Annotated in this window: 16 protein-coding genes, 1 tRNA gene and 1 pseudogene; 11 read left to right on the top strand and 7 right to left on the bottom strand. The window is 72.4% G+C overall.

Features of this window, described 5'->3' with window-relative positions; genetic code table 11:
* Positions 1-132 precede the first annotated feature (132 nt).
* The 5 genes from QP939_RS38705 to QP939_RS38685 all read left to right on the top strand — a co-directional run bounded on the left by QP939_RS38705 (position 133) and on the right by QP939_RS38685 (position 5,742).
* On the top strand, positions 133-1,044 hold the full coding sequence (locus QP939_RS38705; RefSeq protein ID WP_285451435.1) for a PaaX family transcriptional regulator: 912 nt from the start codon (positions 133-135) through the stop codon (positions 1,042-1,044).
* A 2-nt stretch (positions 1,045-1,046) separates the two neighbouring features.
* The gene (locus QP939_RS38700) at positions 1,047-1,826 is read left to right on the top strand and encodes an enoyl-CoA hydratase/isomerase family protein (RefSeq protein ID WP_285451434.1); all 780 of its coding nucleotides are present in this window, start codon (positions 1,047-1,049) and stop codon (positions 1,824-1,826) included.
* A 160-nt stretch (positions 1,827-1,986) separates the two neighbouring features.
* A complete protein-coding gene (locus tag QP939_RS38695; RefSeq protein ID WP_434219687.1) occupies positions 1,987-4,200 on the top strand; it encodes a glycosyl hydrolase family 18 protein in 2,214 nt (737 codons plus the stop codon).
* A gap of 178 nt (positions 4,201-4,378) precedes the next feature.
* Positions 4,379-5,551 (top strand): alginate lyase family protein, encoded by a 1,173-nt coding sequence (locus QP939_RS38690; RefSeq protein ID WP_285451432.1) that lies wholly within the window; start codon positions 4,379-4,381, stop codon positions 5,549-5,551.
* 117 nt (positions 5,552-5,668) lie between these two features.
* Positions 5,669-5,742: transfer RNA gene (locus tag QP939_RS38685), tRNA-Pro, on the top strand.
* A gap of 77 nt (positions 5,743-5,819) precedes the next feature.
* On the opposite strand, the gene QP939_RS38680 is transcribed toward QP939_RS38685, so the two are convergent.
* From QP939_RS38680 to QP939_RS38660, 5 genes and pseudogenes are all read right to left on the bottom strand, one after another.
* The gene (locus QP939_RS38680; RefSeq protein WP_285451431.1) at positions 5,820-6,347 is read right to left on the bottom strand and encodes a DUF4142 domain-containing protein; all 528 of its coding nucleotides are present in this window, start codon (positions 6,345-6,347) and stop codon (positions 5,820-5,822) included.
* Between the two features lie 96 nt (positions 6,348-6,443).
* Positions 6,444-7,022 (bottom strand): aminotransferase class III-fold pyridoxal phosphate-dependent enzyme, encoded by a 579-nt coding sequence (locus QP939_RS38675; RefSeq protein ID WP_285459946.1) that lies wholly within the window; start codon positions 7,020-7,022, stop codon positions 6,444-6,446.
* Between the two features lie 67 nt (positions 7,023-7,089).
* Positions 7,090-7,644: pseudogene (locus QP939_RS38670) on the bottom strand (aminotransferase class III-fold pyridoxal phosphate-dependent enzyme); the annotation flags it as partial.
* 140 nt (positions 7,645-7,784) lie between these two features.
* Positions 7,785-11,801 (bottom strand): Pls/PosA family non-ribosomal peptide synthetase, encoded by a 4,017-nt coding sequence (locus tag QP939_RS38665; RefSeq protein ID WP_285451430.1) that lies wholly within the window; start codon positions 11,799-11,801, stop codon positions 7,785-7,787.
* Positions 11,798-13,003 (bottom strand): aspartate kinase, encoded by a 1,206-nt coding sequence (locus QP939_RS38660; protein WP_285451429.1) that lies wholly within the window; start codon positions 13,001-13,003, stop codon positions 11,798-11,800. The genes QP939_RS38665 and QP939_RS38660 overlap by 4 nt, the downstream gene beginning before the upstream one ends.
* A 507-nt stretch (positions 13,004-13,510) precedes the next feature.
* On the opposite strand from QP939_RS38660, the gene QP939_RS38655 reads away from it, so the two are divergent.
* Both QP939_RS38655 and QP939_RS38650 read left to right on the top strand, forming a co-directional pair.
* On the top strand, positions 13,511-13,894 hold the full coding sequence (locus QP939_RS38655) for a nuclear transport factor 2 family protein (protein WP_285451427.1): 384 nt from the start codon (positions 13,511-13,513) through the stop codon (positions 13,892-13,894).
* The gene (locus QP939_RS38650) at positions 13,891-14,526 is read left to right on the top strand and encodes a ScbR family autoregulator-binding transcription factor (RefSeq protein ID WP_285451426.1); all 636 of its coding nucleotides are present in this window, start codon (positions 13,891-13,893) and stop codon (positions 14,524-14,526) included. The genes QP939_RS38655 and QP939_RS38650 overlap by 4 nt, the downstream gene beginning before the upstream one ends.
* 146 nt (positions 14,527-14,672) lie before the next feature.
* Here the strand turns inward: QP939_RS38650 and QP939_RS38645 are convergent, their stop codons facing one another.
* Together QP939_RS38645 and QP939_RS38640 are read right to left on the bottom strand one after the other, a co-directional pair.
* Positions 14,673-15,719, bottom strand: a complete 1,047-nt coding sequence (locus QP939_RS38645) for an alpha/beta hydrolase (RefSeq protein ID WP_285451424.1) — start codon at positions 15,717-15,719, stop codon at positions 14,673-14,675.
* Between the two features lie 264 nt (positions 15,720-15,983).
* Positions 15,984-17,591: an AMP-binding protein gene (locus tag QP939_RS38640; protein WP_285451423.1), complete on the bottom strand. Its 1,608-nt coding sequence runs from the start codon at positions 17,589-17,591 to the stop codon at positions 15,984-15,986.
* 134 nt (positions 17,592-17,725) lie between these two features.
* Between QP939_RS38640 and QP939_RS52290 the strand changes: the two genes are divergently transcribed.
* The 4 genes from QP939_RS52290 (at position 17,726) to QP939_RS38615 (ending at position 22,836) form a co-directional block, all read left to right on the top strand.
* Positions 17,726-18,598, top strand: coding sequence for a GAF domain-containing protein (locus tag QP939_RS52290; protein WP_434219600.1), 873 nt, complete (start codon positions 17,726-17,728; stop codon positions 18,596-18,598).
* Between the two features lie 106 nt (positions 18,599-18,704).
* Positions 18,705-19,277: a TetR/AcrR family transcriptional regulator gene (locus QP939_RS38625; protein WP_285451422.1), complete on the top strand. Its 573-nt coding sequence runs from the start codon at positions 18,705-18,707 to the stop codon at positions 19,275-19,277.
* Between the two features lie 118 nt (positions 19,278-19,395).
* The gene (locus QP939_RS38620) at positions 19,396-21,261 is read left to right on the top strand and encodes a CocE/NonD family hydrolase (RefSeq protein WP_285451420.1); all 1,866 of its coding nucleotides are present in this window, start codon (positions 19,396-19,398) and stop codon (positions 21,259-21,261) included.
* 33 nt (positions 21,262-21,294) lie between these two features.
* Positions 21,295-22,836, top strand: a complete 1,542-nt coding sequence (locus QP939_RS38615; RefSeq protein WP_285451419.1) for an ABC transporter substrate-binding protein — start codon at positions 21,295-21,297, stop codon at positions 22,834-22,836.

Below are 22,836 nucleotides of genomic sequence, written 5' to 3'. Positions count from 1 at the left end.
CTACGACCCCGTGGTGAACTGTCAGATCATGGTCAAAGACACCGACTGTGTGTGTCCGGTGGCGCTTTGATCACTCAGTGTGGGTAACCTGTTCGGTTGTCAGTCCCGCAGCAGTGAGGTCGGTGAAACAGCATGGGCGAACCCGCTCCCCCGGTCACCCTCGGCCGCAGGCCGAAGCCGAGGGAAGGCCGCCCGTCCGCGCCCCGGCCCACGGTCAGCCGGCGCCGCGAGGTGAGCCACGCCAGCGCGCGATCGTTGCTGATGACCGTGCTCGGCGAGTACGCGTTGCCGCGCGACAAGCCGGTCTGGACGTCGATGCTGGTCGAGGTGCTCGGCATCCTCGACATCGAGGAGAAGTCGGCGCGGCAGGCGCTGGCCCGCTCGGCCGCCGAAGGCTGGGTCGTCTCCGAGCGCGTCGGGCGCCGCGTCCGCTGGTCGCTGACGCCGCCGGGGCGCCGCCTGCTGACCGAGGGCGCCGACCGCATCTACGCGTTCGGCCGCGAAGAACGCCGTTGGAACGGCCAGTGGCTGATGCTCATCGTCTCCGTGCCGGAGGCCAAGCGCGACCTGCGCCACCGCCTGCGCACCCGGCTGACCTGGGCGGGCTTCGGCTCGCCCGTGGCCGGCGTGTGGGTCAGCCCGGACCTCAGCCGCCAGCGCGAGGCCCAGCAGATCGTCAGCGAACTGGGCCTCGACGCCCAGGCGATGTCGTTCACCGCCGCGTACGGCGAGGTCGGCGAGCAGGAGACGATGGTCGCCCGCTCGTGGGACCTCACCGAGCTCAAGGACCGCTACGAAGACTTCATCGACCGCTTCACCGGCCTGCACCCGACCGGCGGCCGCGCGGTGCTGCGCGCGCAGACCGAGCTCGTGCACGAGTGGCGGCGGTTCCCGTTCCTCGACCCGCAGCTGCCCGCCGAGCTCCTGCCGGCGAAGTGGAGCGGCACGAAAGCGGCGGAACTGTTCCATCACAAACACGTCGACTGGCGCCCCGAGGCCCAGCAGTATTGGGACGACATCGTCGCCGCCGAAGAAGCAGGGTGAACATGACGCAGCAGGTCCGCCTCGACCGTGACGGCGGGCTCGCCGTCCTGACCATCGACGCCCCGCCGTTGAACCTCTACACGGCTTCGCTGCAGTCGGACCTCGCCGAGGCCATCGGCTCTCTGGAGGACAACCCCGCGCGAGCGCTGCTGATCCGCGCCGAGGGCAAGATCGTCAGCGGCGGCGTCGACGTCTCGCTGTTCGACGCCCAGGGCTCGCCCGCCGAGGCGAAGGTCCTCTTCGACGAGATGCTGGCGGTGCCGGACCGGATCGCCGCGCTGCCCTTCCCCACCGTCTTCGCCGCGCACGGCCTGTGCCTGACCTGGGCGTTCGAGGTCGCGGTCGCGTGCGACGTCATCCTCGCCGCCGCGCGCGCGAAGTTCGGGCTGGTCGAGAAGGTCGTCGGGCTGACGCCGACCATGGGCGGCACCCAGCGGCTGGCCGCGCGGGCCGGGGTCGGGCGCGCCAAGGAGTTCGTGATGACCGGCGACACCTACGACGCCGCGACCCTCGAACGCTGGAACGTCGTCAACCGCGTCCTGCCGGACGAGGGCTTCGACGCGGCGGCCCGGGAGTTCGCCGCGCGGCTGGCGGAGGGCCCGACGCGCGCCCACGCCGCGACCAAGCGCGTCCTGGACCACTTCGCCGCGGGCGGCGTCCCGGAGGCGAACGCGCACATCACCACGATCGCGGCGGAGCTGTTCGAAACCGAAGATCTCCGGAACGCCGTGAAGTCGTTCCTGGCCGACGGGCCGGGGAAAGCCACCTTCTCGGGGCGTTAACAGTCCGTTCGGACACCCGTTTCCGCCGTTCGGGCGTGCGCGGTTCTCCCGGCACCGGATTACATTCGATGTGGTCTAGACCACATCGTCCCCGCCTCGTGCCGCTTGGAGAACCGCCATGAGACGCACTCCCGCACGACTACGTTCCGCACTCGCCGCCTTGCTGATCGCCACCGGCGGCGTCGCGGCGCTCGCCCCGCCCGCCGCCGCGGCCGGTTCGCTGACCGCCACCCTGGCGATGAACGGCACCACCGGCACCTACACCGTCGCCAACACCGGCACCTCGTCGGTGAGCAACTGGGCGATCACCTTCACCCTGCCCGCCGGCGTCACCGCCAGCACCGGCGAGAACGGCACGGTGACGCAGAACGGCACCCAGGTCACGCTCACCCCGGCCTACTACATCGCGACGCTGGCGCCGGGCCGCACTACGTATCCCTACAGCCCGACGTTCCGGCTCAGCACGGCGGCGACGCCGACGCAGTGCCGCGTCGACAACGCCAACTGCGACGGTTCACCGGACACTCCCCCGAGCGCGCCGACGAACCTGCACCTCGTCGCGAAGACCACCAAGAGCGTCGCACTGGCCTGGAACGCCTCGACCGCCGGTTCGCTGCCGGTGACCGGCTACGACGTCTACCAAGGCGCTTCCCTGACCACGTCGGTGACCGGGACCAGCGCCACGATCAGCGGGCTGACGCCGGGCACGGCGTACTCGTTCACGGTGAAGGCCAAGGACGCCAAGGGAACTACGTCCCCGGCGAGCGCGGCGCTGGCGGTGACCACCAACAACCCGGCCGACGACACGCAGGCGCCCTCGGCGCCCGGTTCCCTGCGCTCGACCGGCGCCGACTCGGGCAGCGTGACGCTGACGTGGGCGGCGTCGACCGACAACACCGGCGTGGTGAGCTACGACGTCTACCGCGGGTCGGCGTTGGCCACCACGGTGACCACGACGTCCGCCGTCGTGACCGGGCTGGCACCGTCCACTTCGTACACGTTCACGGTCCGCGCGCGCGACGGCTACGACAACGTTTCGGCGCCCAGCAACGCCGTCACCGCGAAGACCGGCGACATCGTCTCGGGGTACGCGAAGGTCGGGTACTTCGTGCAGTGGGGCATCTACGGGCGCCAGTACTTCGTGAAGAACCTGGAAACCTCCGGCGCGGCGGCGAAGCTGACGCACCTGCTGTATGCGTTCGAGAACATCGACCCGGTGAACCTGACCTGCCTCTCCGGTGTCACGAAGGGCACCACGGCGAACCCGCAGGACCCCAACCAGGGTGACGGCGCGGGTGACGCCGAAGCCGACTACTCGCGGCCGTTCTCGGCGGCGCAGTCGGTCGACGGCGTGGCCGACACGGGCTGGGAGTCGTTGCGCGGCAACTTCAACCAGCTCAAGAAGCTCAAGGCGAAGCACCCCAACCTGAAGGTGCTGGTCTCGCTGGGCGGCTGGACGTATTCGAAGTACTTCTCGGACGTCGCGGCCACGGACGCGTCGCGCAAGAAGTTCGTCTCGTCGTGCGTCGACACGTGGATCAAGGGCAACATCGCGCCCTACGGCGGCGCGGGCGGGCCGGGCACGGCGGCCGGGATCTTCGACGGCATCGACATCGACTGGGAGTGGCCCGGCAGCCCCGACGGCCACCCCGGCAACCACTGGTCCCCCAATGACAAGGCGAACCTGACGGCGCTGCTGGCCGAGTTCCGCACGCAGCTCGACGCGTACGGCGCGACGACCGGCAAGCGCTACCAGCTGCACGCGTTCACCCCGGCGGACCCGGCGAAGGTCGCGGCCGGCTGGGACGTCCCGCGGATCTTCGACTCCCTGGACGTCGCGAACGTGCAGGGGTACGACTTCCACGGCTCGGGCAGCGACAACTCGTGGGAGCCGAACCGCACGGGCCACCAGGGCAACCTGTACGCCGACGCGGACGACCCGTACAACTTCCACTTCAGCGCCGAAGTGGCGATCAACGCGTACACGAACGCGGGCGTCGACCCGCGGCGGCTCACGCTCGGGCTGGCGTTCTACGGCCGAGGCTGGCAAGGCGTCGCCGACGGCGGGAAGTACGGCGAATGGCAGTCCGCGACCGGCGCGGCGCCTGGCCAGTTCGCCGAGGAGGCGGGCACCCGCGGGTACGCGAACCTCGTGGCCAGCGTGCCGGGCTGCACGGTGCACCACGACACGGCCGCGGTCGCGACGTCGTGTTACACGGGCAACGGCGGCCAGTGGTGGACGTTCGACGACGCGTGGTCGATCGGGCTGAAGACGACGTGGCTCAAGTCGCGCGGCCTGCTCGGCGTGATGGCGTGGGAGATGTCCGGTGACACGGGGGCGTTGCTGAACGCGGTCACCGCCGGGCTCGGCTGAGTTCGTTCAGCCCGCTGAACGGAAAAGGCGCTCCGTTCAGCGGGCTGAACATTTCCGGCGCTATTTCTTCATAACGCGAACAAAGGACTCTCCCAGGGTTGACGCGCGGTGGTCTGGACCATGAAACTGAGCGCAGCGCGCGCAGGTGCCCCAAGACACCGTCGTCTCGAGGAGAGCCATGTCCCGCTTGAGAAAAATCGTCACGCTCGCCGCCATGGTCCCGCTCGCACTGGGCCTGGCGGCCACGCCGGCGCCCGCGGCACCGGCGACGTTCACCCACCCCGGCGTGCTGGTGAGCCGCCCGCAGCTGGACTTCGTGAAGGCCCAGGTGAAGGCGGGCGCCCAGCCGTGGAAGGCGGCGTACGACCAGGCGCTGGCGAGTTCGTACGCGTCGCTTTCCCGCACCCCGAAACCGCGCGCGGTCGTCGAATGCGGGTCCTATTCGAACCCGAACTACGGGTGTACCGACGAGCGGGAAGACGCGATCGCGGCGTACACGGACGCGTTGATCTGGTACATCTCCGGCGACGCCCGCTACGCACAGAAGGCGATCGCGTTGATGGACGCGTGGTCGGCGACGATCACGAGCCACACCAACAGCAACGCCCCGCTGCAAACGGGCTGGGCGGGCTCGTCATGGCCCCGCGCGGCGGAGATCATCAAGTACACCTATTCCAGCTGGCCGAATTCGGGCCGGTTCGCCACGATGCTGCGCAATGTGTACCTGAGCAAGGTGATCAACGGCAGCAACAGCAACGGCAACTGGGAACTGTCCATGATGGAGGCCGCGGTAGGGATTTCGGTGTTCCTGGAGGACAAGACGAGTTACGACAAGGCGGTGGCCCGCTACCGCAACCGCGTCGCGGCGTACGTGTACCTGTCATCGGACGGCGCGCTACCGAAGACGGTGCCGGGCAGCGGCCTCGACACGCGCGACGAGATCGTCGGCTATTGGCAGGGCCAGTCGACGTTCGTGGACGGCCTGTCCCAGGAGACGTGCCGCGACTTCACCCACACGGGCTACGGCATAGCGGCGATAGCGGACGTGGCGGAGACGATGCGCATCCAGGGCGAGGACGTGTACGGAACGGACGTCGGCGAGCGGCTGCGCCAGGCACTGGGATTCCACTCGAAGTACCAGCTGGGCACGGCGCCGCCGTCATGGCTGTGCGGCGGTTCGCTGAAGCTCGGCCTGGGCCCGGTGACGGAGGTGGGGTTCAACGCGATGCACACGCGCCTGGGGATCGCGATGACGAACACGCAGACGTTGACGGAGCGCCAGCGCCCGGCGGGCACGAACAACCTGTTCGTGGCGTGGCAGACGCTGACGCACGCGGGCAACACGGCGTGATCTTCCCGGCCCCATCCGCCTGGCCTGTTTGCGCAGGTCAGGCGGATGTGGGCCCCGGCTGCAGGGGTGGTTCGGGGGCACGCTAGAGTACTCGTACGCACTTACGGAGTGCGGGTCCGGGCTGTGGCGCAGTTTGGTAGCGCACTTGACTGGGGGTCAAGGGGTCGCAGGTTCAAATCCTGTCAGCCCGACGGACAGGCCACGTTTACGCAGGTAGACGTGGCTTTCTTCATGTCTGGGACACGCTGGAGCGCCGCCGAGCGCGTCCTCACCCCGGGGTGCACTCCGCCATCGCGGCCACCACCTCCTCCAGGTGGTGGCGCAACACCGGCGCCGTCCGGGCGGCCAGGTCCTTCACCTCCGGTGACCACCCCGACCGCGTCTCCACCTCGCCCTCCGCGAGCCCCCGCAGGTGTGCCGCCAGCTGGTCGCGCAGCCAGGCCGTGTCGAAGTCGTCGCCCGACCGGGTTGACAGGTCCGCGATTCGCGTCAGCTGGCCGGGATCGGGCACCGAGTACAACGTTGTGTCCGTGCGGGTGGCGACGCCGATCAGCTCGGCGTCCAGTGCTGTGTGGTGCGCGGCGAACCGCGGCCCCAGCTCCCGCACCCTGGCGCAGCCGCCCCGGTCCACCAGATTCCCCGCGACGATCTCGAACAGGTTGTTCTGGTGCGCCTGGTTCAGGTACGCGCGGTCCTGTGCGGACACGTCGACCCGGACCGCGGCCGCCGCGGCGGGCGCCGTCGCCAGCAGGACACCCAGCGCCGCTGCGGTGACCACTGTGGACCGAACATTCATCGCGTTCTCCTCGCTCGGGGTTTCGGGGCAGTCCGATCGTCGGGGATCCGTTGCGGTGCGGGCAATCCATGCCCCGAACCCGCGCGTCCGAACCGGTCACTCCGGTGCGCAGTGGTCGAACGCCTCGACCAGGATCCGGCTCGCCGTCTCGACCACGTCGGCCGTCACGTTCAGCGGTGGCAACAACCGGACTACGGCGTCGTCGCGGCCGCCCAGCTCGAGGATGAGCCCGTTCCGCAGGGCGTGCGCTCGCACCGCGCGGGCGTAGCCGCCCGCCGGACGGCCGTCGTGCGGGGAGGACAGCTCGATCCCCCACATCAAGCCGATTCCGCGGACTTCCCGCACCCACGGCCGGTCCCGCAGCACCTCCAGCAAGCGGGCGAGCTGCTCGCCCCGCCGCCGGACGTTGGCGAGGACGTTGTCGCGCCGCATGATCCGGACCGTCTCCGCGCCGGCCGCGAACGCGGCCTGGTTGCCGCGGAACGTCCCGGTGTGCGCGCCGGGCGTCCACACGTCCAGGCGGCGGTGGTACAGGATGACCGCCACCGGCAGGCCCATCCCGCTCAACGCCTTCGACGCGACGACGACGTCGGGCTCGATGTCGTACCGCTCGAAGGCGAACCAGGTGCCGGTGCGCCCGCCGCCGGTCTGGACTTCGTCGACGACGAGCGGGATGTCGAGCTTCCCGGGTCACCGCGCGGACGCGCCGGACGAACTCGCCGCTCGCCGGGACCACCCCGCCCTCCCCCTGCACCAGCTCCATAACGACAGCGGCGGGCCGGGGCACGCCGCCGAGCGGGTCGCGCAACGCGCGTTCGAGCAACACCGCGCAGTTGGTCTCGCAGCTGTCCGGCGTCAACCCGAGCGGGCAGCGCGCACACGACGAGTACGGGAAGAAGTGCACGCCCGGGACGCCGTTGGCGATCGGCTGCTTCTGCCGGACCAGCCCGGTCAACGCCATCGCCGCGTGGCTCGCGCCGTGGAATCCGCCCTGGAACGACACCACGTCCCCGCGTCCGGTCGCGGTCTTGCAGAGCTTCAGCGCGGCGTCCACCGCGTTCGCCCCGGCCGGGCCGCAGAAGTGGATCTTCATCTCCGACCGCATCGCGGCGGGCAGCATTCCCAGCTGCGCGTCGACGAACGCGCGTTTCGCCGGGGTCGGGAAGTCCAGCCCGTGCGTGAGCCGCTCGAGCTGCTCGCGGGCGGCGCGCAGGACCTCCGGGTGGTTGTGGCCCAGCGCGAGCACCCCGGCGCCGGAGAGGAAGTCGATGAAGACGTTCCCGTCGACGTCCCGCACGTGGCTGCCGTCCCCTTCGGCGAGGGCGATCGGCAGGTTCCGCGGGTAGACGCGGGCGTTGGACTCCCAGCGTTCCTGGTGGGCCAGGTACTCGGCCGAGCGCGGGCCGGGCAGGTCACCCGCGACGCGCGGCCCGGCGATCACGACCGCCTCCCAGGGACCGGCCGGACAGCCGGTTCCGTGGCCGGGTTGCCCCGCCACCGCGTGCGCGGCGGGGTGGCGAAACCCTTCATCAGGAACGCGTCGGCGTCGACGACGCTCTCCTCACCCATCGTGACTCCGTAGTGGACGAACGCGCCGACACCGATCGTGCAGCCGGCGCCGATGCTCGTGCGGTCGGACTTGAACGTGCCGTCCTCGAGCGAGTGGCACTGGATGACGCTGCCCGCGTTGAGGGTGGCGTCGTCGCCGACGGTGACCAGCGACTTCTCCGGGATCGCGCACCCGTCGTCGAAGACGCGGCGGCCGATGCGGACCCCCAGGAGCCGCCACAGGAGCGGCTTGGCCGGCGTGCCGTCGAACAGTCCCAGGTAGCGACCGGGACTCAGCTTCCAGAAGCGCTCGTGCCGCCAGAAGACCGGGTCGTAGATCGAGCAGAACCGCGGCCGCAGCCGCCGGAAGCCCTGCGCCGCGCGCTCGGCCAGCACCAGGAACAGCACCGAGAACACCAGCGCGGCCATGATGCCCCCGGCCGTCGCGGCCGCCCCGAACCGCGGGTGCAGGGCGCCCGCGACGGTCCCGATGCCGACGATGCCGGTCAGGTTCAGCCACTGCGCGGCCACGTACCAGCCGAGGGTGAGCGTGTTGTGGCGCAGCTTGGCGGCCAAGCCGCACCGGCGGGCGGCGCCGGTCCACAGGTGGTCGAAACCCCGGTCCCGCCGGACCGACCGCGGGATCTCGAACGGCGGCGAGCCGAGCAGGCCGACGTCCTCCCGCACCGGCCCGTCGAGCGGCACCAGGACCTTGGTCGCCAGCAGGCAGTTCCGGCCGACGCGGGCGCCCGGCGGGTAAGCGATGTCGTTGCCCAGGAACGCCTCCGGCGCGACGACCGTGCGGCGGAGCCGGAACGACGACCCCGAGAAGTCCGCGTTGAGGAGGGAAAGCCCGTCGGAGACCATGGTCCCGGTGCCGACCGTGCTCAGGAACGGCGTCTCGTGCTTGACTTCGACCCCGAAGTTCGACCCGGTCTGGCGGACCGCGGGCAAGTCGTACCCCAAGGCTTTCAGGTAGTGCACGATGTAGCTGCTGTCGCCGAACAGGTAGGTGAACGTGCGGATGTTCGTCAGCCGCGCGATCGCGCGCTGGACGGCGTGCCGGAACCCGTAGAGCGGGTAGACCCGGTCCGGGACCAGGAACCGCGTCAGCAGCCGCGGCACGGTCACTGCCACGGCGAGGCCGCCGATCAGCCCGCCGAAGTAGAGCACTGTCGATTCGAAGAGCTGGGCCCGGGCGAACGCCCAGCCGGTGAGCTCGGTCGACGGCTCGGCGAAGCGGGCTACCGCGACCGCGACCGCGAGCGTCGCCGGGGCCGTCACCAGCAGGAAAGTCGCCAGCTGCGCCACGGCGAACGCCGCGCGTCGCCACCGGGGGGCGAGCCCGGCGGGCAGCGCCCGGTAGTCCACTGTGGAGGGACGGCCGGGTGAGCCGTGCCAGGACTCGCCGGGCGGCACGGTCTGTCCGGCGGCCAACGACGACGAGTGGCCGAGCTGGGCGTCCGCACCGACCACCGTGTCGACGTCGAGAATGGCTGTCTCACCGACGAACGCGCGGTGTCCCACGGTCACCCGGCCGGTCCGGATGCCGCCCGCTTCGGCGCGGTAGCAGGCGAAGGAGCTGTCCTTCCGGATGACCGCGCCCTCGCCGACGGTCAGGAGGTCGGTACACACCGGCGGCGTCCGCGACAGGATGACCGCGCCCGCGCCGATCTTCGCTCCGAGCAGCCGCAGGTACAGCGAGTACAGCGGAGACCCGGCGAACATGGCCAGCGGGCAGAACCGCATCGCCGTCTTGACGGTCCAGAACCTCAGGTACGCGAGGCTCCAGAGCGGGAACTCCCCCGGTTTCCAGCGGCCGACGAGAAGCCACTTCACGGCGATCGGCGCGACGCAGAGCGCGGCGAACCCGGCCACGGCGGCGGTGACCGCGCGCAGGTACCCGTCGAGCGGGCCGCTCGCCACCGAAACCCACGCGTACGCGGCGTCGGCGAGCACCGCGGACGCGGCCACGTAAGCCAAGAAGAGCAGGAGCTGGTACAGCCCGCACAAGGCGTGGGCCGCGGCGCCAGCCCGGTGCGGAGCCACCGCCGGGGCCGCCGGGACGAGCGCGGGCCCGGCTGCCGAGCACGCCAGTTCGCGGACCGTCGGGTGCAGGTACAGCTGCTTCACCGGCAGCGGGGCCAGCTCGCCGGACTCCCGCACCCGTGCGCAGAACTTCGCCAGCAGCAGGGAATCCGCGGCGAGGTCGGCGAAGAAGTGCGCGGTGACCGAGACCCGATCGAGCCGGAGCACCTCGGCGAGCGCGTCGGCCAGGATCCGCTCGGTCCGCGTCTCCGGCGGCACGTACGCGGCTTCGCCCGCCGAGGCCCGCGGACCGCTCGGCGCCGGGAGGTTCGCCCGGTCCGCCTTGTGGCTCGGCGTCATCGGGATGCGGTCGAGCCGCTCGAAGTACACCGGTACCAGGTAGCCGGGCAGGCACTCGCGCAGGAGACGGCGCAGCTCGCCGACGTCGACCGCGGTCGTGTCCCCGCGCAGGCTGTAGTACGCCACCAGTTCCGTCGTGCCCGGCTCCGGCGAATGCGTACCGACGACCGCCTGCGCGATCCCCGGCGCCCGCAGCAGGACCGACTCGATCTCGGTGAGCTCGACGCGGTAGCCGCGCACCTTGACCTGCGTGTCGGTCCGGCCGTGGTATTCGAGCTCACCGTTCGCGGTGATCCGGCCCAGGTCGCCGGTGCGGTAGATCCGCCCGGACGGGTTGTCCTCGATGCCGAGGAAGTCCGGGACGAACGCCCGCTCGGTCAGGTCCGGCCGGTTCAGGTAGCCCGCCGCCAGCCCGATCCCGGCGATGCCGATCTCGCCGAGCTCACCGGCGGGCAGCGCCCGCGGCGCGTCCGGATCGAGGACGACGACGGAGTACGTCGGCAGCGGCACCCCGATCGTCACCGGCCGGTCCGGGTGCAGGACCGCCCAGGTCGCGGTGACCGTCGTTTCGGTCGGGCCGTAGACATTGAGGAAGCGGCGGTCCGGCCGGTACCACCGGGCGACCAGATCCTCCGGGCACGCCTCGCCGGAGACCAGCAGGAACCGCAGGCCCGGCAGGTCGTCGTCGAGGGTGGCCAGCAGCGTCGGCACGCAGCACAACGCCGTGACGCGCCGGTCGCGCAGGAAGTCCCGCAGCTCGGCACCGGCCAGGGCGGCGCCGCCGGGGCGCGGCACCAGCGTCGCCCCGGACAGCAGGGGCACCCAGATCTCCTCGACCGAGAAGTCGAAGGCGATGGTCATGCCCTGGTAGACGCGGTCCCCCGGCTCGAGGCCGTAGCCGTCGGCTGCCACGCGCGCGAAGTTGGCGATCGCGGCGTGGTGGATCGGCACGCCCTTCGGCCGCCCGGTCGAACCGGACGTGTAGACGACGTAACAGAGGCCGCCCGCCGCGGCACGGCGGTCCGGCCGATCGCCGGAGCGGGCGGCGATCCGGTCCGCCTCCTCGTCGAGGCATAGCAGGTCGACGTTCGCGAACCGGTTCCGCAGCGACGACGTCGTCAGCACCAGGCCGACTCCGGCGTCCCGCACGATGAAGGCCAGCCGGTCGTCGGGGAACGCCGCGTCGAGCGGCACGTACGCCGCGTCGGCCTTCAGCACCGCGAGCATCGCGGCATACGCGCGCACGGGCTCGTCGACCAGCAGGCCGATCCGGTCGCCGGGCCGCACGCCCCGCGCCCGCAGGTACCGGGCGAGCCGGTTGGCTCGCGCGTCCAGCTCGGCGAACGTCAGGCGGAACCCGTCCGCGTCCACGGCGAGCCGGTCGGAATGCCGGTCGCAGCGCTCCTCGAAGAGGCGGTCCAGCCGGTCGCCGTCGGGGGGAAGCGGCGCGGCCCCCGCACACGTGAGGACGCGGCCGTCGGCGGTCAGCACGCCCGTGGGCGTCTCGTGCGGGGTCACGGCCTCGCCTCCACCGGCCGGTCGAGGTGGAACGACCGGTGCAGGGCGCGGACGGCGCCCTCGAGCCGGTCCAGCGGCAGCACGGCGGTGAGCCGGACCGCGGAGATCGCCATCGCCGGCGTCGTCGCGCCGAGCTCGCCCGCGGTGCGCAGGACTTCGGCGAGCAGGTCGGGCCGATCGAGCAGCCCGGTGCCGACCACCGACAGCGCGCCCAGGTCGTCGTCCACCGTCCAGCGGGCACCGAGCTCTTCGACGAGCGCGCGAGCGGGTCCGGTGAACGGCGCCGAGCCGCGCAGGGTGAACCGCAGCTCGCCGGAGTCCGGCCAGCTCAGCGTGTCCGGACGCAGCCCGTGCGCGGCCAGGCCGGCCAGCAGCCGGGCCCCGCGGTCCGCGGACGGCCCCGGCGCCTCGATCCGCAGCAGCCGCACGTCGCGGTCGTGCGCGATGCCGACGACCTCCGCACCGCGCTCCAGCGCCGGCTCGGCGGCCCGCACGCGCGTGCTCGGCCCGGTGCGCGACGAGTGCCGCACGCGCACGGTCATGCCGTGCCGTCCGGCGAGCTCGACCGATCTCGGGTGCAGGACGCGCGCTCCGCCCCTGGCGAGCTCCGCCATGGCTTCGTAGGAGACCGACGGCACCGCCCGGGTGTCCGGCACGATCCGCGGATCCGCGGTGCGGACCCCCGGCACGTCCGTGCAGATCTCGCACTCGGACGCGCCCAGTGCGACGGCGAGGGCGACCGCCGTCGTGTCGGAGCCGCCCCGGCCCAGCGTCCGCAGCTCGCCGCGGCCGTCGCGGCCCTGGAACCCGGCGACCACGACGACGCGCCCCTCGCCCAGCGCGTCGAGGATCCGGTCCGGGGCGACCCGGACGATCGTGCCCGCGCCCGCCTCGCCGGTCACCTCGATGCCCGCCTGGTCACCCGTGAGCGAAACGGCGTCGACCCCGCGCCGGATCAACGCGAGCGCGAGGACCGCGGCCGACACCTGTTCCCCGGTCGCCAGCAGCTGGTCGAGCTCCCGCGGATCCGGCCGCTCGGCGAACTGCCCGGCGAGCGCGACCAGCCGGTCGGTGGCGTCACCCATCGCCGAAACAACGACGACGACGCGGTTTCCCGCCCCAGCCAACGCCGCGACCCGCGCCGCCACCCCGCGCACCAGGTCGGGAGTGGCCAACGACGTCCCGCCGTATTTCCGCACCACGACCCCCGCGGTTCCCGGACTGTTGCCGACGTCCGGAATGCCGGGTTCCGCCGTGCCACATGATTTATTCACCAATCACCCCTCCGCTGACGGCAAATCGTTTTTCACACCCATTCCGCCCGGACGACGAGGGCGGCGGATTTCCGAACGTAGTGCGGGGTTTCCCGGCCGGGTACCCCCGTCTGCGGGAACCGGAACACCGGCGGATATCGGCCCGTCATACCTGCAACCGGCGACTCGGCCGAAATGCCTACGCGTTCCGGACGACGTCTTCGCAATTCGTCGGAATGCCGAGCGCACGACCGCAGGTAACCGATTTCGACCGAGAGGGAACGGCGAATTTCGCGTCGCCTTCCCCTCATCCGGGGGTGGTTTCCCCGAACCATGGCGGCGAACGGCGGAAAGGACGGGTGCGAATGCCGTCGTACACAATGATGAATCACCGTGGGTGAGCGGTTTTTCCGGTATCGTCGCCAGCGGCCATCGCCCCGACTCCGGGAGTGACCCGTGCAGACCGCCACCGCGACCGTGCTCGCGCAACAAGCACTCCTGCGCTTCGGCGCCGGTGACTTCGCCGGTGTCGCGCACCTTCTCGCGCCCCGCGTCGAGTGGCGCGGCCCGACGCCGTCGCGTCCCGATGGCACCTGCGGAACGTGCACGCGTCGGCAGATCGAGTCGTTCCTGTCGGCCTTCGATTCCGCGATGACCGTGGCCGGGCTCAGCGTCGGCCGGTGGGTCTGCGAAGACGACACCGTCGTCGTGCTCGGCCGGGTGCGCTGTCAAAGCCGGGCCGACGGCGCGGAATCGGCCTTCGACTTCGCGGTCTCCCTGACGGCGGGCGCGGACCTCGTCGATTCGTGCTGGCTGCTCGCGCACCGCGCGGGCCCGTGACGGGCACCGCCCGCGGCCGCCGGACGCGGGAAGACCTGGTCGGCGCCGCCGCGGTCATCTTCGACCGGGACGGTTTCGCCGGTACCACGCTGGAGACGGTCTGCGCCGAAGCCGAAGTGACGAAAGGCGCGCTCTACTGCCATTTCCCGTCCAAGGCGGCCTTGGCCGCCGCCGTGGTCGAGCGGTACTGCCCGCTGTGGTGGGAGCTGGCCGGGCGGCTGTCCGCGCGGCACGCCAGCCCGGCACGGGTCCTGGTGGAACTGACGCTCGAAGTCGCCCGCCGGGTGCAGCACGACCCGGCGTACCGCGCGAGCGTCCGGCTGCCGCTGCACGCCGAGCTCGCGGACCAGCTCGCCCCGGCGCAGTTCCTGGGCTGGCTCGCGGTGGTGCGCGAGCTGCTCCGCCGCGCGCGGCGGGCGGGCGAGCTGCGCGAGGGCGTGGACGTGCGGACGGCCGCCGAGAGCACGGTCGCCGAGCTGGCCGGGACGCAGCTGGTCACCAGGGCGGCTTCGGCCGACCACGACCTGGTGGGCCGGGTCCGCGCGATGTGGCGGCTGCGCCTGCCCGAGCTGGTCGTGCCCGAAACCGTGGCGCGGCTGCGCTTCGACCCGCCGGTTCCGGAGCGCGACTGACCGGCGGCCGCCGCGAATGACCCGTCCGGAACCTCGGGAGTCTCGAACGAGTCATCCGCGGCATCCACTGCGCCCTCCCTCGCCTGCGGCAACGTACGAAGCCGCGGGCGGCGCCGACTACCACTCGCCGGGTGATACCCGGGGAACTACCCCACCCCGAGCGCCCCCGTCAGCATCGGGAACGACTCGTGCAGGGACCGCTGCCACCACGGCCAGTTGTGCGTGCCCGGCCCGTAGAAGTCGGTCGTGACGGTCGCGCCCACCTCCCGCAGCCGCCGCGCGAAAGCCGTGTTCATCTCCGCGCACAGCGGCTCGATGAACAGGTCCGGCGGGGTCCCCGGCGGGTCCAGCACGCCGGGCGTCCCGTTGCCGCACGCCAGGTACAGCGGGATCCCCACCAGTTTCGCGGCCAGGTCGTACGGGTTGTGCGCGGCCCACACACCCGCGTTCAGGTTCGGGTCGCCCCACAACGCCGTGGGGTCGTAGCCGTCTTTCACGAGGACGCCCTGGATCAGGCTCGTGCCCCGGGTTCCCTGGTACGTCGTGTGCAGCACGCCGCTGTAGGCCGCCGCCGCGGTGAACAGGCCCGGGTTGCGCCCGGCGTAGGCCATCGCGCCGAGTCCGCCCATCGACAGCCCGGCGATCGAACGGACGGTTCCGGCGCCGTACCCCCGTTCGAGGATCTGGCGCAGCTCGGTCAGGTGGAACGTCTCCCAGCGCGGCGGGCCGCCCGCGCCCCGGTTGAACCAGTCCGAATAGAACCCGTCCCGGCCGCCCGAGGGCATCACCACCAGCATCTCCGTGCCCTTGGTCAGCGCGGCGACGTCGGTCGAGCGGGTCCACGACGTGTAGTCGTCGCCCGCCCCGTGCAGCAGGTACAGGACCGGCCAGGTGCGGGTGGCGCCCGGTGTCCAGTCCGCGGGGTGCAGCAGCCGCACCATCGCCGTGCCGGCCAGTGCCGGTGAGTCGATCGTCAGGTCGAGCATCGTGGGACTCAGCCGGTGTTCCGCGACCACCCGGGCGCCGCTGTCGGACGCCGTGGCGGCACTCGCCGTCCGGGGCATCGCGACGGCCAACGCGGACAGTCCCGCGGCCGCGCCGAGGACGAACTTGCGGCGGGTCACCCGCGAGGGTTCCCGCTCGAGTGCTGCCGCACGGGGCTGGATCTGCCGGTCTTCGACGGGCCTGGGCATCGTTGCCTCCAGGGGTGGTGGGGGGCGGGACCTGGCGTCCCCCGGCGTGCTCGGGCGCGCCGGTGCGACCGGCCGGGGGACGCCAGGCGGACGGGAGAGCGGACGGCTCTCCCGGGCCCGCGCCGGGCGTGGTCCGGCGCGGGAGTCGGGGTCCCTGGCTTCAGGGCAGCCGGGACTCCCCGTCGCGCCGGGCAAGGGCGCGCGGGCAGGGGTGTTCACCCGGGGGCCGGTGAAGGGCCACCCGGGATCGGGGGTGCGGAACGGCTATCGCGACCGGCGCTCGGCGTAGCGCAACGCGGACCGCTGCAGCTTGCCGCTGGGCGTCTTCGGCAGCTCCGGGACGAAGTGGACGATCCGCGGGTAGGCGTGCGCGGCGAACCGGGACTTCACCAGGTCCTGCAGTTCCGCGGCCAGCTCCGGGCCCGCGTCGCGGCCGGGGCGGACGACGACGTGGGCCGCGACCACCTCGCCGCGCAGCTCGTCCGGGACGCCGACGACCGCGGCCTCCGCGACCGCGGGGTGGCCGAGCAGCACGGACTCCACTTCGGACGGTCCGATCCGGTAGCCCGCCATCAGGATGATGTCGTCTTCGCGCGCGGTGAAGGTGAAGTTCCCGTCGGCGTCCTTGGCCGCCGTGTCGCCGGTGAGGTACCAGCGCCGGTCTTCGGTGAACCGCCCGGGCGCGCCCCGGTAGCCGGTGAACCACATCAGCGGGCTGGCGGCCAGGTCGACGGCGAGCCGCCCGCGTTCGCCGGGCGCCGCGGGCTCGGCCGCGTCGGACCGGAGCGCGTCGAGGCGCCAGCCCGGCAGGGCGCGGCCCATCGACCCCGGCCGCCGCGCGGTGCGCAGGTCCGGGTGCCAGGCGTTCGCGATCACCATGCCCAGCTCGGTTTGCCCGTAGTGGTCGAGGATCGGCACGCCGAGGACGCGTTCCGCCCAGTCGCTCACCTCCGGCGGCAGCGGCTCGCCCGCCGACGAGCAGTGCCGGAGCGCGAGGTCCGGCGGCCGCGGATCCGCCGCGGCGCGCAGCGCGCGGTACACCGTCGGGCCCGCGGTGAAGTTCGTGACCCGGAAGGCGGCCAGCACGGCCCAGGTGAGCGCGGCGGAGAATCCACTGTGGAGCAACAGGCTGCGCCGCCCGAGCCCGAGCGGGCCGAGGATCGCGTGGTAGAGACCGTAGGCCCAGCCGGGGTCGGCGGCGTTCCAGAACACGTCGCGGTCCTGGTGGTCCAACCCGAACTCCTGGTAGCCGAGCATCGAGGACACCGCCCACAGCGGCACGGGCACGGCTTTCGGCGCGCCGGTCGTGCCCGAGGTGAACAGCTCGACGAGCGTCGCGTCGCCGCCCAGTGCGAACGGGGACGGTTGCGGCGGCGCTTCCAGCAGCCGCTCGAAGCAGTGGTCGCCGGGGTGGCCGCCGGTGGTGATCACGGTCAGCCGCCAGTGTGCGGGAATGTCTTCGTTGGGGCCGAGTTTGGCGCGCTGCGCGGGTTCGGTGACCACGAACCGCGCGCCGCTGCCGGCGAGCCGGGTCGCGATCGCCGGCGGGGCCAGCGCCGTGAACAGCGGCACGTGGACCGCGCCGATCCGCCAGATCGCCAGCAGCGTCACGACCAGTTCGGCGGACTTGCCGAGCAGGGTCGCGACGCGGTCGCCGGGGCACGCGCCGAGTTCGGCCAGTGCCGTGGCCAGCCGGGCGGACCGGGACCGCAGCTCGCCGAAAGTCCAGTCATGCCAGGACAGATCGGGCTCGACGACGGTGAAGGCCACCGCGTCGGCGGGGTGGCGGTCGCACAGGAGGTCCGCGGCACAGGCCCGCGGCCGGTCGAAAAGCTTCACCAGGTCCTCGACGTGGCGGTGGCTGCTCGTCATGGCGACCTCCTGGAGCTACGCGATACCGCCGCGGTGCCGTACCGTGGACAAAATGTCCCATCGCGGCAAGGACCCAGCTACCCCCGGCTGAGGGGAGCGGTCCCCGTTCGTGACGATTTCCCGAGGAGGCGGGCGTGCACCCGAACGCCGCGGCCGACGACCGGCCGGAGATCTACCGAGCACTGGCCCGGATGCGCGACGCGACGGGGCTGCCGCTGACGTTCGGCGGCGAGGTCGGCGCCGGACGGCAGGTGAAGCTCAGCCAGATCGCGGGCCCGAACACCGGCGCGCTGCGCGGGGTCAGTCTCGAGTACGGGCGCGGGCTGGGCGGGAAGGCGGTGGCGCAGCGGCGGCCCGTCGTCGTCGACGACTACGTGCGCTCCCCCGGCATCAGCCACCACTACGACCACATCATCGTGGCCGAGGGGCTGCGGGCGATGGTGGCCGTGCCGGTGGTGGTGACGCGGACCGTGCGCGGCGTGCTCTACGGCGCCCTGCGCAGCTCGATGCCGCTGGGCGACCGCGTGGTCCAGTCCGTCGTCGAGGCGGCGCGCGAGCTGGAGCAGAGCCTGGCCGTGCGCGACGAGGTGACCCGGCGGCTCGCCTGGCTCGACCGGTACGACGCGACCGACTGCAACCGCCCGCACTGGGAGCTGGTCCGCGAGGCCTACGCCGAGCTGCGGATCCTCACCCAGGACGTCGACGACCCGGTGCTGCGCGACCGGGTCCGCGCGGTGTGCGAGACGCTGTCCGCGGTCACCGGCAGGCCGCGGCGGCGCGACACCGTCCCGGAGCTCTCGGCGCGGGAAGCTCGACGTGCTCGCCTGCGTCGCGCTCGGCTGGACCAACCACCAGATCGGGGAGGACCTCGGGATCACCACCGAAACCGTGAAGAGCTACCTGCGCAGCGCCATGCGCAAGCTCGTGGCCCGCAGCCGGATGGAGGCCGTGGTCGCCGCCCGGCGCTTCGGTCTTCTCCCGTGACGGTACGAATTGGGGTACGGTAGTACCGCGCGCCGCCGCCGACCGGCCGGTGTGCGAGGCTACCGAACCATGACCGCGAAGCCACCTTGGATGACGCCACCGGGAGCGCGCACGGCGCGAAGCCGACGCATGTCCGACGCCAAGCGCGAGGAGCTGATCCTGCGCCTGGAACGGCTCTTCCTCGACGAGGGCTTCGCCCGGCTGACCGTGGACGACCTGGCCGGCCGGCTGCAGTGTTCCAAGTCGACGCTGTACGCGGTGGCCGGCAGCAAGGAGCAGCTCGTCGTCGTGGCCGTCCGGCACTTCTTCCAGGGCGCGGCCGCGCGGGTCGAGGAGAAGGTCGGGCCGATCACGGACCCGTCGCAGCGCATCGCCGAATACCTCGCGGGCCTGGGCGCCGAGCTGCGGCGGATGTCGCCGGAGTGCTACGCGGACCTGCTCACCTTCGAGGCCACCGCGGAGCTCTACGCCCGGCACTCGCTCGCCGCCGCGCACCGGGTCCGGGAGTCCATTCAGGACGGTGTGGCCTCCGGCGCGTTCCGCGCGGTCAACGCGGACTTCGTCGGCGCCGCGGTCAGCATCCTCATCGACGGCATCCAGCACGGCGAGCTGCTCGACCGATCGGGACTGTCCATGGCCGACGCCTACACCGAGCTCGGCGCGCTCGTGCTGGCCGCGCTGGCGAACCCCGCCGAGCAGTAGCTTCCGGTCCGCCGGGTCTTGCGCCGTCGCCGCACGTGTGTCTAACGTACGGAATCCGGTACTGAAGTATTCGATCTCGTACCCACTCGACGCCGACGTCGGCGGAGCGGAGGCCTTGATGCCCGCACGCACGGAGACTGACCGGCACCACGAAGTCGTGCTCCGGCGCGACGTCCGGATCCCCACCCCCGATCCGGGGGTCACCCTGTCCGGCAACCTGTTCCTGCCCACCGGCCCCGGCCCGTTCCCGCTCCTGGTGACCGTCCTGCCCTACCGGCGCGACGTCGCCGCGCTGACCGGGTCGCCGACCGAACGCTGGTTCGCCGAGCGCGGCTACGCGTCCCTGCTCGTCGACCTGCTCGGCACCGGCTCGTCCGACGGCGTCCAGCGGCCGCCGTTCGACCCCGGCGACGCCGACGACGCGATCGACGCCATCCGCTGGGGCGCCGCCCAGTCGTGGTGCACCGGCGCCGTCGGCATGTGGGGTGGTTCCTACGGGGCCATCACGACGTTGCGGGCCGCCGCCCGGCGGCCCGCGGCGCTGCGCGCGGTCATCGCGCTCGAAGGGCCGACCGATCCCGGCCGCGACTTCGTCCACCCCGGCGGCTCGCGCGGCGCGTTCTCGCCGCTGGCGTCGTGGGCGGTGAGCACGCTGTTCAACCAGCTCCTGCCGCCGGTGGACGACTTCACCGACCCGGACGAGCAGGCGCGCTGGCACCGGCGGCTGACGTTCGCGCCGTACCTGCTGGACATGTTCCGCAACGGCCCCGGCTCCCCGGTGTGGGCGCGGCGGCGGATCGACGTCTCGACGGTCGAAGTACCCGCGCTCTGCGTCGCCGGCTGGCGGGACCTCTTCGTGGACGGCGCGATCCGCGCGTACGAAGGCCTGCGCGGGACCAAGCGGCTCATCGCCGGCCCGTGGATGCACGTCATGCCGCAGGAGTGCCCGTTCACGCCGATCGACTTCCTCGAGATCGCCCGGTCCTGGTGGGACCGCTGGCTGCTCGGCGTCGAAGGGACCGACGACGCGCCCGCCGTCCGCGTGTATGTGCAGGGACACCGCCCGCGCTGGCTGGGATTCGCTTCCTGGCCACCGAAAGGCACGGTCCGCACCGAGGACCTGTCCGGCTGGCAGCGGTCCGCGCCACCGGTGCCGGACCCGGCCGCCGGCCTGCAGTCCGGGCTGTGGGCCACCCCGGCCGGCCAGTTCGGGCTGCCGCTGGACCAGCACGGCGACGACAGCCGCGGGCTCAGCTACACCTCGCCGCCGCTGCCGCGCCCGCTGCTCGTCAGCGGCCGTCCCGTGGTGGAGCTCGCCCAGGCGTGGCCGCGGGTGTCGGTGAAGCTGACCGACGTCGACCCCGCCGGCCGGTCCCTGCTGATCTGCGCCGGGCTCGAAAGCCCCGGCGAGGGCGAGGTCGCCGTGCCGCTGACGCCGACCACCTACGAAGTGGCCGCGGGACACCGGCTCCGCGTCGTCGTCGCCCCCGGGGATTTCCCCCGGGTCTGGCCGCAGGAGCCGCCCGAAGGGTGGCCCACCGCGCGGCGGCTCCGGCTGCCGCTCCCCGCCCCCGGCAGCGGCACCGAATGCGCGGTGCCGGAACCGGCCGAGCCCGCGCTCACCGACCTCGAAGAACGGCTCGACGGCGGGTCCGGCGACCAGACCGCGTTCTGGGAGGTCACCGAAGACCTCTTGCGCGACACGGTTTCCCTGCGCCTGGCCGGCGGCAACCGGATCGGCCCGGAGGACGTTCCCGGCGGGCGGCACACCCTGCGGGTCGACCAGGAGCTCGTCGCCACCGCGCACCGGCTCGACGTGGCCGAGTCCACCGTCACCGGGCGCATCACCGGCACGGTCGACACCGCGACCGGCGCCCACGTCACGGTCGAGGTCGCGGTCACGGCGACCGAGACCACGCTCGACGCCTCCGGGAAGGTCACCCAGGACGGCGTCTCCCTGCTCGACCGGCACTGGCGCGGCTGAACGCCCGCCGGTCCCCAGCCCGAAAGGTCTCCCATGTCGTCCGCCGCCGTCCTGTCCCGCCGCGAATTCACCGTCGGCGGCCTGCTGCTCGCGACCGGGCTCGCCGCCGCCGCGTGCGGCGGGCCGTCCGGCTCGCCCGCCGTCGGCCGCACCCTCCGCATCGGCCAGTTCTGGCCGCCGACCAGCCTCGACCCGGGCAAGGCGGGCGGGGAGTCCCAGTTCTTCCTCCAACCCGCCTACGACCCGCTCATCTACCGCTCCGCCGACGGCAGCTACCAGCCGAGACTCGCGACCGCGTGGCGTTACCTCGGCACCGGCAACACCGAGTTCGAAATCACGCTGCGAGACGGCGTGACCTTCGTGGACGGCAGCCCGCTCACCGCCGACGGCCTCAAGGCGAGCATCGAGCACTTCCGCCGCTCGGCCGGGCAGGCGGCCGCCTTCCTCGCCCCGATCGCGACGATGACCCCGCGAGGACGCCTGGTTCTGCGGCTGAAGCTGAACCAGCCGCACCCGCTCCTGCCGTCGCTGTTCACCCAGGACTTCCTGGCGGGAGACGTGATCAGCCCGGCCGGGGTCGCCGCGCCCGCCGAGCTCGCGACCCGCTCCGCCGGGGCCGGGCCGTACGTGCTGCTGCCCGGCGAAACCGTGGCGGGCGACCACTACACCTACGGCCCCAACCCGAAGTACTGGAACCCGGCCGGCCGGTTCTACGACAAGATCACCATCAAGGTGCTGCCCAACGAGAACACCGCCCTCGCCGCGCTCAAGACGGCCCAGGTCGACGTCGTCGCGGGCAGCTACGCCATCGCCGGCGGCGCGAAGGCCGCCGGGTTCAAGGTGGCCTCGAGCCCGGCCATCGTGATGGGCCTGCAGCTCAACGACCGGGCCGGGACGCTCAGCCCGCCGCTGGCCGACGTCCGGGTCCGGCAGGCGCTCAACTACGCGGTCGACCGGGCCAAGATCACCTCGGCGCTGCTCGGCGAGTACGGCGTTCCCGTCGACCAGCCCTCGGCGCCCGGGGAAGACGGCTACAGCGAACAACCCTTCTACACCCACGATCCCGGCAAGGCCCGGCAGCTGCTGGCCGCGGCCGGGGTCGGTGGCGGGTTCGCCCTGCCGGTCGTCGTCCCGTCCACCCCGGCCTTCCCCGGCGAACTGGTCCAGGCGATCGCGTCGGACCTCCAGCAGGTCGGCGTGACGCTCCGGATCACCGCCAAGGAACCGGCCGCCGCCAACAGCTCCCTGACGCAGTTCCCCGCGTCCAGCATGGGCTGGGGCGTGCTGCCCGCCTACTTCATGGGCCGCGGGCTCTGGCTGCGGGACGCCATCGGGATGAACCCCTTCCACAGCAGCGATCCCGAGCTGGAGAGCCTCGACCGCCGGGCCGCGGCCGCCGACGAGCACTCCCGGCCCGCCCTCGACAAGCAAATCGTCCGGCGCGTGGTCGAGCTCGGCTGGTTCCTGCCGGTGTGCCTCAGCCCGGGACTGCTGTTCTACCGCGACACCGTCGGCGTCGACCCGGTACCGGGCAAGCCGTTCCCCAGCATCGCCTCCTGGCACCCGGCCGGCTGA

Source organism: Amycolatopsis nalaikhensis, from assembly GCF_030264295.1.
GTDB classification, from domain to species: Bacteria; Actinomycetota; Actinomycetes; order Mycobacteriales; family Pseudonocardiaceae; genus Amycolatopsis; species Amycolatopsis nalaikhensis.
Note: the sequence above shows the minus strand (reverse complement) of the source record. Positions and strands in the feature narration are given on the sequence as shown.

Bases quoted from the DNA above. Each gene is read 5' to 3' on its own strand.
- QP939_RS38700 (WP_285451434.1), top strand. From the start codon at position 1,047: ATGACGCAGCAGGTCCGCCTCGACCGTGACGGCGGGCTCGCCGTCCTG.
- QP939_RS38680 (WP_285451431.1), bottom strand. From the start codon at position 6,347: ATGAATGTTCGGTCCACAGTGGTCACCGCAGCGGCGCTGGGTGTCCTG.
- QP939_RS38690 (WP_285451432.1), top strand. From the start codon at position 4,379: ATGTCCCGCTTGAGAAAAATCGTCACGCTCGCCGCCATGGTCCCGCTC.
- QP939_RS38640 (WP_285451423.1), bottom strand. From the start codon at position 17,591: ATGACGAGCAGCCACCGCCACGTCGAGGACCTGGTGAAGCTTTTCGAC.
- QP939_RS38625 (WP_285451422.1), top strand. From the start codon at position 18,705: ATGTCCGACGCCAAGCGCGAGGAGCTGATCCTGCGCCTGGAACGGCTC.
- QP939_RS38620 (WP_285451420.1), top strand. From the start codon at position 19,396: ATGCCCGCACGCACGGAGACTGACCGGCACCACGAAGTCGTGCTCCGG.
- QP939_RS38705 (WP_285451435.1), top strand. From the start codon at position 133: ATGGGCGAACCCGCTCCCCCGGTCACCCTCGGCCGCAGGCCGAAGCCG.
- QP939_RS38645 (WP_285451424.1), bottom strand. From the start codon at position 15,719: ATGCCCAGGCCCGTCGAAGACCGGCAGATCCAGCCCCGTGCGGCAGCA.
- QP939_RS38615 (WP_285451419.1), top strand. From the start codon at position 21,295: ATGTCGTCCGCCGCCGTCCTGTCCCGCCGCGAATTCACCGTCGGCGGC.